Raw genomic sequence first — 12,940 nt, forward strand, 5'->3', positions numbered from 1 at the left:
CCCGGGCGTCCTCACCTGACCGCCAGCACGTCCTGGAGCCGTGCGGCGGAGGTCCCGATGCCGGTGGGCCGGAAGGTGAAGTCGGCCTGGGGCACCATGTCCTGCTGGATCTGGCGGAGTTCCGGCTCGGTGTAGCGCACGCACTTGCGGTGCCACTCGAGGATGCCGGACATCCAGTCCTTGAGGTGCTCGGCGTGCGCGCTCAGCACGCGCCGCACCTCCTCGGACAGGTCCAGCTCGTGGTACATCACCTCCAGCTCGTCCGCGACGATGTGCTGGAACTCGTCCATGCGTGCCTTCATCAGGTCCGCGACCACCTCGGCGGCCTTGAACCTGTCCACGCCGAGGAAGTTCTCCACCACGAGCACGAGGTTGTGCACCTCGCCCTCGTACTCGACCTCCTTCTGGTACGAGTACAGGTCGTTGACGAAACAGGCGTAGTCCTGGGCGGCGGTCTCCAGCTCGTGCATGGTGCGGTGCCGGTGGACCTCGGGCGGCACCTCGACCGAATGGGACAGCTTCGCCAGGCTCATCGTCATGTCCGAGCCGAAGGTCTTGCGCCGCATCTCCACGTAGTCGATCGGGTCGGGGATGCGGTTCTGCGCCTGGTTGTCCACCTCCCACACCCAGCTCGCGGTCATGTCCTCGACGGACTGGCGGAACTGCCGCCGGTGCCCCTCCGACATCGGGCCCGCGGTGCGCTGCCAGAGATCGGCCAGGCCGCGCTCGACCGGGTTCTCCGGCGCCGGGGTCGGCTGACCCGGCTCGGGCATGAACAGCGAGAGCCGCGCGTTGCAGGCGCGCGCGGCGACCGGGTCGCGGCGGGTGCCGAAGAGCAGCGGGAAGTAGTCGTCGCCGTAGGTGCCCCAGGCGAGCCAGTCCGAGGACAGGTCGAGCTGGGCCGGCTTGGCGTCGGGGTGGATCATCGCGGCGCAGTGCGGGAGGTCGATGCCGCGCAGCCGCCGCTCGTCCCACACCCGGATCGGGTTCGCGTCGAGCATGCCCATCTCCCTGGCCCACGCGACGGTGTGCTCGCGGGAGGCAGGCAGGTTCGGGCTGGTGTGGATGGGGAAGGGCATGTGGATCTCGGGCAGCGGCAGCGGGCCGACCGGCTGGTGCGGCTGGTTCGAGTGCTGGCGGACCCAGGTGCGCGCGCCGGGTTCGAAGACGAGCTTGCTGGCCGAGGTGCCCAGGCCGGTCGGCCCGGCGAGCGGGTCACCGGCGGCGCCCTCGTTCATGTAGCGGCTGGAGCGCGCGTGCCACTCGTGCCCGCCGGACTGCCAGTCCTGCAGGCCCTTGATGTAGGCGCCGACGGCGAGCGCCTCGTGCGGCGGGGTGCCGTTGGCGGCGAGGAGGTCCGGGATCTCGGTGAGGGCGGTGTTCTCGAACTGCTGGAGGCGCGAGGTGAGCAGCTCGTTGACCATTTCCGCGGCTTCCTGGGTGGTGCAGCCGAAGAACTTCTCGAAGACCAGGACGGCGTTGGAGTTCTCGCCTTCCTCCTGGACCTCGCGCTGGTAGGAGAACAGGTCGTTGCGCAGGTGGACGGCGTCGGAGAAGGTGTCGCGCAGGACCTCCAGCGGGCGCGTGGAGGCGAGCGCCTCCGGCACCTCGGCGGCCACGCACTCCACCAGGTTCGCCGACCACGGCGCCCCGCCCACCCGGCGGCGCATCTGCACGTACTCGATCGGGTTCGCGATCCGGCCGCGGTTGATGTTGTCGAGCTCCCACATGGATTCGACCATGAGGTTGTGGGTGCTGGTGACGAACCGGCGGCGCCAGTCCTCCGACATGGCGGGGACGGTGCGGGCCCAGAGGTCCTTGAGCCCGGCCTCGGCGGGATTCGTCGGCTCGGGCGGGTTGTCGGTCATGAACAGTTCGAGGTGGTCCAGGTAGGCCTTGGCGCCGGTGAGGTCGCGGGAGTACTTGAACTCCTCGAGGAAGTGGTCGTCGAAGAAGAAGACCCAGACGTACCAGTCGGTGATGAGGTCGAGGGCGGTGCCGTCGCAGTCGGGGTGGGTGTAGGCGCACATGAGCGCGTAATCCATCTTGGCGAGCGCGGGTTCGTCCCAGACCAGGCCGCCGCCGGGAGTGGGGGAATCGAGCATGCCCATGTCGCGGGCCCACTGCATGCTGTGCGTGCGGGTGCGCTCGAGGTGGGGGTTCATCCTGGCCGGGTAGGGCATGTAGAACTCGGGCAGGGTGAATGCCTGCATTCCTGGTACCCGCTCTCTGTGGCTTCGGGGCTTCCGGTAAACGCTGGCACCCGGAGGCGGGGCGGGGCAACGGCCAGGAGAGCGATACCCGCTTCCCCAACGAGTGAACCTTGGTACTGCGGAGGGTGGGGGTCTCGGTTTTCGGGGTGGGTGAAATGCTGCCTTCGGGGCGGTTTCGGTGGCCCGGTCGGTGGGTTTCGGGTCGTTCCGGTGGGACTGGTGATGGGGTGTCCAGCCCGGTTTTTCAGTGTGACTACGGCGGGGATTGGTTTGTCAAGGCGGGAAAGCGTGCCTTGACAAACCAATCCCCGCCGTGTTCCTGGCTGGGGACCGGGATGGGGAGGTTCTGCCCGGACACCCCTCCGGTTCCGCCTCACCTTTGCACCCGGTTCCTCTCATGGACGCCGTCACCGGACTACCGTCACCCCGGGCTCGCCTCCGTAGGCTCCGCCCCACTCGAGCGCGGACCCCGACTCTGAACGTCGAATCCGCCCACCCCCAGGGGCCAGCCGCCCATCCGAATATGGAACTCGCCTACCCGAATGTGGAACTCGCCTACCCGAATGTGGAACTCGCCTACCCGAATGTGGAACTCGCCTACCCGAATGTGGAACTCGCCTACCCGAGTGTGGGACTCGGCTTCCTGAACGTGGGGTTCGGCTTCCCGAATGTGTAGTTCAACTTCCTGAGCGTGGGGTTCGGGCGTCTGAGTGTGTAGTTCGGCTTCCTGAGTGTGGGACTCGCGTGCCTGAGTGTGGGGTTCGGGTGTCTGAACGTGGGGTTCGGGGGTTTGGGTGTGGGTGTAGCGGAAGGGGGGCGGGTGGTGAGTTCTGCGTTCAGGTAGCCGAGTTCTGCATTCGGGAAGGTGAGTTACACGTTCACGTGGGTGAGTTCTACGTTCGGGTAGATGAGTTTCACGTTGGGGTGGGGGAGCGTGGGCGGGGAATGGGGAGGGCGGTGGGAGGTGGGAATGAAAAAGTGCGGCGCCTGGGTGGCGCCGCACTGGGGTGGAGGAAAAGGGGGGGTGTCCCTATGGGTTTGTCAAGCGGCTGCCGCGGTGTGGGCTGGTTCGGGGTGTCGGTAGTGGGTGCCGGTGCGGAGCATGGCGTAGAGGACGTCGCAGCGGCGTCGGGCGAGGCAGATGAGGGCGGCGTTGTGTTTCTTGCCTTCGGCTCTTTTGCGGTCGTAGTAGGTGCGGCTGGCCGGATCGTGCAGTGCGGCGAAGGCGGCGAGGAAGAACGCGCGTTTGAGTTTGCGGTTGCCGGTGCGGGCGGGGTGTTCGCCTTTGATGCTGGTGCCCGAGGCGCGGGTGACCGGGGCGATGCCGGCGTAGGCGGCCAGGTGTGCGGAGCTGGCGAAGTTGGAGGCGTCGCCGATCTCGAGCAGGATGCGGGCGGCGGTCCTGACCCCGATGCCCGGCATGGAGGTCAGGACCCCGGCAAGAGGGTGCGCATCGAGTATCTCCTCGACCTCGGTGGCGAGCTGTGTGCGTTGCTGGAGCACGGTTTTCAGGCTGTCGGCGAGTCTGGGCAGCACGGTGTCCGCGGCGGTGGTTCCGGGGACGGTGACAGTCTGCTCGCCGAGCGCGGTCATGATCGCCTCGACCAGTTTGTCGCCCATGCGCGGGGCGTGGGCCTTCGCTATCGCGGTGAGTTTGCGGCGCCCGGCCTTGCGGATTCCGGTGGGGCCGCCGCAGCGGGACAGGATTTCCAGGACCGCCGGATGACTGATCTTCGGGCCGATCGCGCGTTCGAGGGCGGGATGGACGCCGGTGAGCAGCCCGCGGATGCGGTTGCCGAGGCGGGTGGCCTCACCGGCCAGGTCGTCGTCGAAGCCGACCAGGACCTCCAGCTCGGCCAGGGTGTCGTCACCGACGTCGACCGGGCGCAGCGTGTGTGGCAGCGAGCGGGCCGCGTCGGCGATGATGAACGCGTCGCGGGCGTCGGTCTTCGCCCGCCCGGGATAGAGGTCGGCGATCCGGCGCATCGCCAGTCCGGGCAGATAGGCGACCTGGTGCCCGTGGGCTCGCGCGACAGCGACCGGCAGCGCGCCGATCGTCGCGGGCTGATCGACGACCACCAGCAGCGGCCCGTGGCTGGCGAGTTTGTCGAACAGCGCTCGCAGTTTGGGTTCGCTGTTGGGCAAGGGGCCGTCGTGCAGCCTCTTCCCGGCCGGGTCCAGGCCCACCGCGTGGTGGGATTCTTTGCCGACGTCAAGACCGAGGAACACGCCGAAACTGCTGCTCATGCACGCGTCTTTCGTCCGTCGCGGGTGGTCGCCGGTCAGGCATCGATGGCCGGCACCCACGTTACGACGAGACCTACCCGGCGGGGTGGCCGTGTCCCTATCAGCGGTCCCTCGATGCCGCCAGGCCCGGTGACACCACCCCCCGGATCATGGACTCGACTGGGGGCATCAGTCATGCCGAACCTGGCGACCACAGCTCCTTGATCAGGAACTATGAAAAAGGTAACGAGGGGTTAGTGGGTGAGGATGGGTGGGGCGGGGTGTGGGGTGTCGCTGTCGGTGGTGTCGGAGGGGGTGGGGGGTTTGCGCGGGAGGAAGAGGGCCGGGACGAAGCACAGGGCGATCAGGACGCCGGCCCAGATGAACGTGGAGGCGAACGAGTCGGCGGCCAGGACGGCGGCCTGGTCGTGGGTGGCCGGGTTCATCAGTGCGGCGGTGGCGGCCAATTGGCCCTCGCTGGTCGGCACGCCGAACTTACCGGCGAGCAGGCCCGCCAGGATGATCGACATCACCGCGGAGCCGATGGCGCCGGCGGTCTGCTGCACGATGTTCGCCGCCGAGGAGGCGCGGGCGACCTTCTTCGGCGTCAGCGTCTGCAGTGCGGCGGTCATGATCGGCATCATCGTGCACCCCATGCCCATCCCCATCACGAACAGCGCCGAGAGCAGCTGCCAGTACGGGGTGTCCGCGCCGACGATGGTGAACATGACCATGCTGCCCACGATCAGCACCATCCCGGGCAGCACCACCTTGCCCGGCCCGATCTTGTCCGCCAGCCTGCCCGCGATCGGCATGGTGAGCATCGCGCCGATGCCCTGCGGCGCCAGCAGCAACCCCGCCTGCAGCGCCGACTCCCCGCGCACCAGCACGAAGTACGTCGGGAACAACAGCATGGCGCCGAAGAAGGCGATGCAGAAGAACGTGTTGGTGATCATCGCGACGGTGAACGTGCGGTTGCGGAACAACGTCAGGTCCACCAGCGGGTTCGGCACGCGCAGCGCACGCACGATGAACCCGGCGATCAGCGCGATCCCGGCCAGGCCGGGCAGCCACACGCTGACCTCGGTGACCCCGCCCGCCGACGGGATGTCCGACACGCCGTAGATCAGCGCCGCCAGCCCGGGCGAAAGCATCAGCATGCCGGGGAAGTCGAACTTCTCCGCCGGTTCGGGCTTGTCCGAGGGCAGCAGGCGCCACGCCAGCAGCAGGGCGACGATGCCGATCGGCACGTTGATGTAGAAGATCCAGCGCCAGCTGACCGAGTCGACCAGCCAGCCACCCAGGATCGGGCCGCCGATCGGGCCGAGCAGCATCGGCACGCCGAGCACCGCCATCACCCGGCCGACCCGGTGCGGGCCCGCGGTCTTGGTCAGGATCGTCATGCCCGCCGGCATCAGCATGCCGCCGCCGAGGCCCTGGACCACCCGGAAGGCGATCAGCGACTCGATGTTCCAGGCCAGCCCGGCCAGCATCGAGCCGAACAGGAACAGGGTGATCGCCACCAGGTAGAGGCGCTTGGTGCCGAACCGGTCCGAGGCCCAGCCGGTGACCGGGATGACCGTGGCCAGCGCCAGCATGTAGCCGGTGGCGATCCACTGGATGGTGGCCAGCGAGGTCTTGAACTCCAGCGTCAGCGCCTGCAGGGCGACGTTGACCACCGTGGTGTCCAGGATCGCCATGATCGAGCCGAGCACCACCACGGCGGCGATCTTGAGCACGGCGCTGTCGAGTTTGTCGGTCTGGGGCACCGGAGCCGCCGGTGGGCCCTGGTCTGTGGTCGTCATCGGAGTCCGTTCGGGCGTGGTTGGGTGATCGAGCGCTGCGTCGCGCGATCGAAAGCCGGGAATCCCCGCCGCTGGCCCCCACGACGCCCGGAAGAAACCGGGCTGACTCACGGTCGGTGATTACGGTCGCCGATGCTAGGGGCGGGCACCGACAGAATGCGACCGGTTTCGACTCTCGTGTGTGCGCGATCACGTTTGAAGCGCAGCGAACACCCTCACCACGTCACGGGCAGCTCGTTCACGCTGTAGACCATCGCGGACGGGTTGCGGAACTCCAGTTCTTCCGGCTTCGCGGCCAGTTCCAGCGTCGGGATCCGGCGCACCAGCGTGCTCAGCGCGATCTGCATCTCCACGCGGGCCAGGAACTTCGCGATGCAGCTGTGGATGCCGAAGCCGAAGGCGAGCGGGTTGCTGCCGCCGCGGGTCAGGTCGAGCTGGTCCGCGTCGGGGTACATCTCGTCGTCGCGGTCGGCCGACGAGGTCAGTGCGATCACGCCTTCCCCGGCGCGCACGGTCTGCCCGGCCAGTTCCACGTCCTCGACCGCCACCCGCGCCACGCCGTGCTGCATGACGTTCTGGTGACGCAGGAGTTCTTCCACCGCACTGACCGCGATTTCCGGCTCCTCGCGCAGGAGCTTCATCTGGTCCGGGTTCTGCAACAGTGAGAGCACGCTCAGCGACAGCGAACTGGCGGTGGTGTCGTAACCCGCCGACAGCAGCATCATGCCGATGACCACGGCCTCGTTGCGGTTCAGTTCGCCCTTGCGGATCTGCTCGCCCGCGAGCCTGCCGAGCACGTCGTCGGTCGGCTTGCGTTCCTTGTCGGCGACCAGTTTGTTCATGTAGCCGAACAACGCGGCGGCCGAGGCGTTGCGCGCGGCCGGGCTCGGGTTCGCTTCGACGAGGGTGTTGATCCAGCGGCCGAAGGCGAGCCGGTCGCTGTAGGGCACGCCGAGCAGGTCGCACACCACCATCAGCGGGATCGGCCGGGCGAAGGCGGTGACCAGGTTGACCGGCTTGGGACCGGCGAGCAGTTTGTCGATGTGCTCGTCGACGATCTGCTGGATCTCCGGGCGCAGCGCTTCGGCGCGCTTCTTGGTGAACTGACCCATGATCATCCGGCGGTACCGGGTGTGCTCGGGCGGGTCCACCGCGACGAAGGCGCCGGGCTGCGGGTCCACCGGGAAGTAGAAGCCCTTGGGGAAACCGGGAGCGGCCACTCGGGAGCTGAACCGCTCGTCGGACAGCACCAGCTTCACGTCGGCGTACCGGCTGACCAGCCAGGCGACCTCGCCCGACGGCAGCGTGACGCGCACGATCGGTTCCTCCTGGCGCATCCGCCGGTAGTCCAGCGGGAGGTCGAGCACGTGGTCGGCGTCCCGCGCCAGCGGGAACGGGCAGGTCTGCTTCTCTGCGAGCGCTTCGTTCATGCGGCTGGCCCTACTTCTTCCCTCGAAACCGGACGTGGGGCGTGATTAACCAACTTCGCCACGCAAGTGACTGTAAGGAAACCGATACACTGTGCATACCCCCTACGAAACCCCTGTTCGCTCTCTTACCTGCTCACAGCGGGGTGGTGTCGTCCACGACACGGCCGGGAACGACGGCGCGCGGCCGTCTGCGGGCGGCGCGGGGGCCGGCGGGTGCGCCGGGAGTGTCCGAACAGGACACGAACTGGCCGGAACCCGGGTCGATCGGCCGGTCAACGCTCAGCGTCATCCCGGAACCCTCCACTCGCCGTCGCGACACGATCGTTCCCCAGGTACTCCCAGTATCCGAACTGACCGCTAGGGCATTTGCTAAGAGATCAGGTCGACCGGAGTGGCGGAGGAAGCCGCGTGCAGGCGGGCGTAGGTGCCGTCCGCTTCGAGCAGTTCGGCGTGCGTGCCGCGTTCCACCAGCTGCCCGCCTTCCATCACCACGATGAGATCGGCGTTGCGCACAGTGGACAGCCGGTGCGCGATGACGAAGCAGGTGCGGCCTTCGCGCAGCGAGCTCATCGCGTCCTGCACGCGGGCTTCGGTTTCGGTGTCGATGGAACTGGTCGCCTCGTCGAGCACCAGCAGCGACGGCCGGATCAGGAACGCCCTGGCCAGCGTGATCAGCTGCTTCTCACCGGCGCTGACGGTGGAGGTCTCGTCGTCGAGCACGGTGTCGTACCCGTCGGGCAGGGTGTGCACGAACCGGTCCACGCGCGTGGCTTCCGCCGCCGCCACGATCTCCGCGCGGGTCGCGTCCGGGCGGCCGTAGGCGATGTTCTCCGCGATGGTGCCGTGGAACAGCCAGGAGTCCTGGGACACCAGGCCGATCCGGCCACGGACGTCCTCCCTGGTCATCCGTGCGATGTCCTCGCCGTCGAGCAGGATGCGGCCGCCGTCGAGTTCGTAGAACCGCATGAGCAGGTTGCCCAGCGTGGTCTTGCCCGCGCCGGTCGGGCCGACGATCGCCACGATCTGCCCGGGTGCCGCGGTCAGCGACAGGTCCTCGATCAACGGTTTGCCCGGCAGGTAACGGAAACTGACGCGGTCGAAGACCACGTGCCCGCGCGTCGGTCCGGGGCGCAGCGGCGGATCGGCGTCCGCGGTCTGCTCCTCGGCGTCCAGCAGTTCGAAGATGCGCTTGGCCGAAGCCAGCCCGGACTGCAGCTGACCGGAGAAGTTCGCCAGGTCCACGATCGGCCTGCTGAACATCTGCGCGTACTGGATGAACGCCTGGACGTCCCCGATGGACAGTGAACCGCTCGCCACGCGCAGTGCGCCGACCACCGCGACCAGCACGTAGTTCAGGTCGGTGACGAAACGCGCGGCGGGCTCGATCATGCCGGTGATGAACTGCGCGCGGGAGCCGGAGTGGTACAGGGCCTGGTTGTGCTGGTCGAACTCCCGCTCGGCCAGTTCGCGCCTGCCGAAGCCCTTGACCAGCGAGTGCCCGGTGTAGATCTGCTCGATGTGCGCGTTGAGCGAACCGGTGGCGCCCCACTGCTCGGCGAACCGCGGCTGGGCGCGCTTGCTGATCACCCACGCGATGACCGCCGCCACCGGCACGCTGAGCAGCACGATCAGCGCCAGCGTCGGGGAAAGGACCAGCATCACCGCGAGCACGCCGAGGATGGTGAACACCGAGTTGATCAGCTGCCCGAGGGTGAGCTGGAAGCTCATCTGCAGGTTGTCGATGTCGTTGGTGGCGCGGCTGAGCACGTCACCGCCGGCGTGGCGGTCGAAGTAGCCCATCGGCAACCGGCTCAGCTTCGCGTCGACCTGCGTGCGCAGCCCGCGGACGACGCGCTGCACGATGGTCGCCACCAGCCGCCCGCGCCACAGCATGAACATCGCGGCGACCAGGTAGACGGCGAGCAGGATCAGCAGCACCACCCCGAGGCTGCCGAAGTCGACCCCTTCGCCGGGCACCATGTCGGTGGTGCTGAAGACGTTGGCCAGGGTGTCGCGGCCGTCGGCGCGCAGCTGGGCCACGACGTCCTCTTTGGACGATCCGGCCGGGTAGCCGGTGCTGAGCAAGCCGGCGAAGATCAGGTCGGTGGCGTACCCGAGCAGCTTGGGGCCGAGCAGGTTCAGCGCGATCCAGGCCATGCCGAGCACGACCACGGCGGCGACGAGCAGCCGGTGCGGGGAGAGCAGGCGGAGCAGGCGGCGGGCGGTCACGTCGCGACCCGGCCCTTGTCGAGCACCACCACGCGATCCGCGCGGTCCACACTGCTGGCGCGCTGGGTCACCAGCAACACGGTCGCCTCCGCGAGTTCGGGTTCGAGGTTCGCGCGCAACGCCGCTTCGGTGCGGTGGTCGAGCGCGGAGAAGCAGTCGTCGAGCAGGTAGATGTCGGGGCGCCGCAACAGGGTCCGCGCGATGGCGAGCCGTTGCCGCTGGCCTCCGGAGACGTTGGTGCCGCCCTGCGAGATCGACGCCTCCAGCCCGCCGTCCATTTCGGCGACGAACTCCTTGGCCTGCACCACTTCCAGCGCGTGCCAGAGTTCGTCGTCGGTGGCGTCGGGACGGCCGTAGCGCAGGTTGCTCGCGACCGTGCCGGAGAACAGGAAAGCTTTCTGCGGCACGAATCCGACGGTCCGGGTGAGCGCGTCCTCGTCCTGCTCGCGCACGTCGACCCCGTTGACCAGCACGGCCCCGCCGGTGACGTCGAACAGGCGCAGCGCCAGGTTCAGCAGCGTGGTCTTGCCGCTGCCGGTCCCGCCGACGATCGCCACCTTTTCGCCGGGTTCGGCGACCAGGTTGATCCCGCGCAGCACGGGTTGTTCCGCGCCGGGGTAACCGAATTCGGCGTTCCGCAGTTCGAGCCGCCCGCGCCCGGCCGCCCGGACCGGGTGCGCTGGGACGATCACGCTGACCTCGGTGTCGATGACCTCCTGGATGCGCCCGGCGGAGACGATCGCGCGGGGCGCGCTGGTGAACACCATGGTCAGCATCACCACCGACATCACGATCAGCCCGAGGTAGCCCAGGAGCGCGGTCATCGCGCCGAGTTGCAGCGTGCCGTTGTCGATGCGCCAGCCAGCCAGCCAGACCAGGCCGACGGTGAACACGTTCAGCACGATGATCACCACGGCCGGGATGGCCGCCATCAACCGGCCCACCCGCAGGGAATGGCCGTACATCTCCTCGTTCGCCTCGCCGAAGCGCTCGTGCTCACGGCGGTCGCGGACGAACGCGCGGACCACGCGCACCCCGGCGATGCGTTCGCGCAGCAGCCGGTTGATCAGGTCGATGCAGCGCTGCATGGCCGAGTACACCGGGCCCATCCTGGCCAGCATCAGCACGATGGCCACGCCGACGGCGACGATCAGGCCGATCATCACGAACCCCAGCGGCAGGTCCTGGTTGAACGCCAGCACCAGCCCGCCGACGGCCATGATCGGCGCGATCACCGCGACGTCGAAGGTGGTCAGCACCAGGTTCTGCACCTGCTGCACGTCGTTGACCGTGCGGGTGATCAGCGAGGGCGTGCCGAACCGGCCCACCTCGCGGGCGGAGAAGTCGAGCACCCGGCGGAAAACCGAGGAGCGGAGGTCACGGCCGACCGCGGCGGCGATCCTGGCGCCGAGCAACGCGGCGGCGATGGCGGCGGCGATCTGCGCCACCGCGATCACGGCCATCATCACCCCGGTGGTCCAGATGTAACCCACGTCCCCGCGGACCACGCCGTAGTCGATGATCAGCGCGTTGAAGGTGGGCAGCAGCAGGGTGGTCACCGTCTGGCACAGCTGCAGCACGAGCAGGACGGCGATCCGGCGGCGGTAGGGCCGCAGCCGGGGCAGGACGGTGGCCAGCAGGGACGGCTGGGCCGGTGGGGACGGCTGGGACGGCTTGGGCAGCACGGCACTCTCCGGGTCGACCGGGCGGAGTCACAGTCGAACCCACAGAAAACCACAAAATCCCTAGTCTTGATCGCCGGCCCGCTGAGCTGGGAATTCCCTAGTGTTCGCCGTTCGCCGGTCCCCGGCGGGCGGTGCGCGGGGCAGGGTTGCGGCTGCTGGGGCGGCAAGGCTCGAATCTCGAACATTCCCTAGTGCCCGCGCGCCTACCGTGCAAGCCGCGGCCGGAGTCCGGGTGGCGGTGGGCGGAGTCGACCCGAAGTGCTGGAAGTAGTGGAGAGGGAGACGATGTCCAGGCGAGCTTTGATCACCGGGATCACCGGGCAGGACGGGTCCTACCTGGCCGAGTACCTGCTGAGCCAGGGATACCAGGTCTGGGGCCTGATCCGCGGGCAGGCCAATCCGCGCAAGTCGCGGGTCAGCCGCCTGGTGGCTGATCTGTCCTTTGTCGACGGAGACCTGATGGACCAGGGCAGCCTGGTCTCCGCGGTGGACAAGGTGCAGCCGGATGAGGTGTACAACCTCGGCGCCATCTCCTTCGTGCCGATGTCCTGGCAGCAGGCCGAACTGGTCACCGAGGTCAACGGCATGGGCGTGCTGCGCGTGCTGGAGGCCATCCGGATGGTCAGCGGACTGAACAGCTCGCAGCGGGTGGACGTGGGCAAGCAGATCCGCTTCTACCAGGCGTCCTCTTCGGAGATGTTCGGCAAGGTCGCCGAAACCCCGCAGAAGGAGACCACCAGCTTCCACCCGCGCAGCCCGTACGGCGTGGCGAAGGCCTACGGGCACTTCATCACCAAGAACTACCGCGAGTCCTTCGGCATGTACGCGGTGTCGGGCATGCTGTTCAACCACGAATCCCCGCGCCGCGGCTCGGAGTTCGTCACCCGCAAGATCACCCTCGCCGTCGCGAAGATCAAGCTGGGCCTGCAGGAGAAGCTCGAGCTGGGCAACCTGGACGCGGTGCGCGACTGGGGTTTCGCCGGTGACTACGTGCGCGCGATGCACCTGATGCTGCAGCAGGACGAGCCGGGCGACTACGTGGTCGGCACCGGGGAGATGCACTCGGTGCGCGACGCCGTGCGGATCGCCTTCGACCACGTCGGCCTGGACTGGCGCGACCACGTGGTGATCAACCCGGCGCTGGTGCGCCCGGCCGAGGTGGAGATCCTTTGCGCCGACACCACCCGGGTCAAGGCCGCGCTCGGCTGGGAGCCCGAAGTGGACTTCCCCGAACTGATGCGCATGATGGTCGATTCCGACCTCGAGCAGGCGTTGCGCGAGCACGAGTACGCCGACCTGCTCCACGCCGCCAACTGGTGAGCTCTGCCCTGGTTATAGGGAATTCCCAGCCC

At 68.2% G+C, this 12,940-nt stretch carries 8 protein-coding genes; 2 read left to right on the plus strand and 6 right to left on the minus strand.

Annotated elements, in window-relative coordinates; all coding sequences use genetic code 11:
* Positions 1–11: 11 nt before the first annotated feature.
* Entirely contained in the window at positions 12–2,213 is a 2,202-nt protein-coding gene (locus JOM49_RS14135; protein WP_209664752.1) for a terpene synthase family protein, read from the minus strand.
* A gap of 523 nt (positions 2,214–2,736) precedes the next feature.
* Here JOM49_RS14135 and JOM49_RS14140 point away from each other — a divergent pair.
* A complete protein-coding gene (locus JOM49_RS14140) occupies positions 2,737–2,889 on the plus strand; it encodes a hypothetical protein (protein ID WP_209664753.1) in 153 nt (50 codons plus the stop codon).
* Between the two features lie 365 nt (positions 2,890–3,254).
* Here JOM49_RS14140 and JOM49_RS14145 read toward each other — a convergent pair whose 3' ends face one another.
* From JOM49_RS14145 to JOM49_RS14165, 5 genes are all read right to left on the minus strand, one after another.
* Complete coding sequence (locus JOM49_RS14145; RefSeq protein WP_209663709.1) at positions 3,255–4,460, minus strand: IS110 family RNA-guided transposase; 1,206 nt, start codon at positions 4,458–4,460, stop codon at positions 3,255–3,257.
* A gap of 233 nt (positions 4,461–4,693) precedes the next feature.
* Positions 4,694–6,244, minus strand: a complete 1,551-nt coding sequence (locus tag JOM49_RS14150) for a DHA2 family efflux MFS transporter permease subunit (protein ID WP_209664754.1) — start codon at positions 6,242–6,244, stop codon at positions 4,694–4,696.
* Positions 6,245–6,459: 215 nt separating this feature from the next.
* The gene (locus tag JOM49_RS14155; protein ID WP_209664755.1) at positions 6,460–7,674 is read right to left on the minus strand and encodes a cytochrome P450; all 1,215 of its coding nucleotides are present in this window, start codon (positions 7,672–7,674) and stop codon (positions 6,460–6,462) included.
* A gap of 369 nt (positions 7,675–8,043) precedes the next feature.
* Positions 8,044–9,903: an ABC transporter ATP-binding protein gene (locus tag JOM49_RS14160; RefSeq protein ID WP_308158738.1), complete on the minus strand. Its 1,860-nt coding sequence runs from the start codon at positions 9,901–9,903 to the stop codon at positions 8,044–8,046.
* The gene (locus JOM49_RS14165) at positions 9,900–11,588 is read right to left on the minus strand and encodes an ABC transporter ATP-binding protein (RefSeq protein ID WP_282769642.1); all 1,689 of its coding nucleotides are present in this window, start codon (positions 11,586–11,588) and stop codon (positions 9,900–9,902) included. The genes JOM49_RS14160 and JOM49_RS14165 overlap by 4 nt, the downstream gene beginning before the upstream one ends.
* Positions 11,589–11,873: 285 nt before the next feature.
* Between JOM49_RS14165 and JOM49_RS14170 the strand changes: the two genes are divergently transcribed.
* Positions 11,874–12,908, plus strand: coding sequence for a GDP-mannose 4,6-dehydratase (locus JOM49_RS14170; protein ID WP_209664756.1), 1,035 nt, complete (start codon positions 11,874–11,876; stop codon positions 12,906–12,908).
* The last annotated feature ends 32 nt before the right edge of the window (positions 12,909–12,940 follow it).

This window comes from Amycolatopsis magusensis (genome assembly GCF_017875555.1).
GTDB classification, from domain to species: domain Bacteria; phylum Actinomycetota; class Actinomycetes; order Mycobacteriales; family Pseudonocardiaceae; genus Amycolatopsis; species Amycolatopsis magusensis.